Origin of the sequence: Endozoicomonas sp. ONNA1 (assembly GCF_024606325.1) — a bacterium.
Lineage (GTDB): Bacteria > Pseudomonadota > Gammaproteobacteria > Pseudomonadales > Endozoicomonadaceae > Endozoicomonas_A.
The window spans coordinates 1-1,053 of record NZ_JAHHPN010000166.1 but is presented as its reverse complement, the minus strand read 5'-3'; the positions used below and the strand labels follow the sequence as shown (position 1 = coordinate 1,053).

Here is a 1,053-nt window from a genome sequence, read left to right as displayed (position 1 = left end):
TCAGTATGGAATTGTTCCGCGCTTTCTCGTCCATGAATAGCAGCAAAGGCATGCTCAGACATGAAAAAGTGAAAGAGGTGCTAAGCTGGCCAGAATGGAAAGATAGGGATGGCGAATTCAATATGGAGTTGTTCCGCTCCTTCTCATCCATGAATAATGGCAAAGGCGTGCCCGAATATGATGAAGTGAAAGAGATACTGGGCTGGCCGGAATGGAAAGACAAGGATGGCGTGTTCAGTATGCTACTGTTCCGAGCCTTCTCGTCCATGAATCATGGCCAGAGCATACTCAAACATGAGGAAGTGAAAGAGGTGCTGAACTGGCCAGAATGGAGAGACAAGAATGGAGAGTTCAATATGCTACTGTTCCGAGCCTTCTCGTCCATGAATAGTAGCAAAGGCACACTCAAACATAAAAAAGTGAAAGAGGTGCTGAACTGGCCAGAATGGAGAGACAAGGATGGTGAGTTCAGTATAAAGTTGTTCCGATCTTTTTCATCCATGAATAATCGCCAAGGCATGCCCAAGCATGAGCCAGTGAAAAAAGTGATAGGTTGGATAAGCTGTGGAGGTGCACCCAATCACCTGCTCCTGCAAATGATGAACAGGCTCTGGAAATCAGAAGGGCTACCTGCCATTGAAGCGCTGCAACATCAGGAAACACAACTGAAACAGTGGCTATTAAATGAATTTGCTAAAGACAACAGTGATTCAGAGAGTGACGAGGTCCACGAATACGATAGCGATTCAGAGGATCAAGAGGATGACAAATTCAATCGCCAGATAAAAACAGTTGCTCTTTATCTTTCCACCTCCAGGCCAGACTGGTCACTCAACTGGGCGGTTTTAAAACAGTTTCATCAATTCCATGCAAAGACTAAAACCGTTCTGATGCTGGAATCATTGATAAGACTTCTGTCTTCTTATGGAGGAAAAGGCGTCGAGCGCTACCTTAAGTTTGATCAACAGGACCGGGATTTTTTGTTGTGTCATTCGGTTAAAGCCGTGCCTTTGAACGTGTTAAGTAAGGCAATAGCTCTGTTTTCTGCCAATG

1 protein-coding gene is annotated in these 1,053 nt (G+C 44.9%); it reads left to right on the top strand.

The features are described from left to right. A partial coding sequence (locus KDK19_RS03890; RefSeq protein WP_257252550.1) for a hypothetical protein occupies positions 1-1,053 on the top strand: 1,053 nt, incomplete at both ends.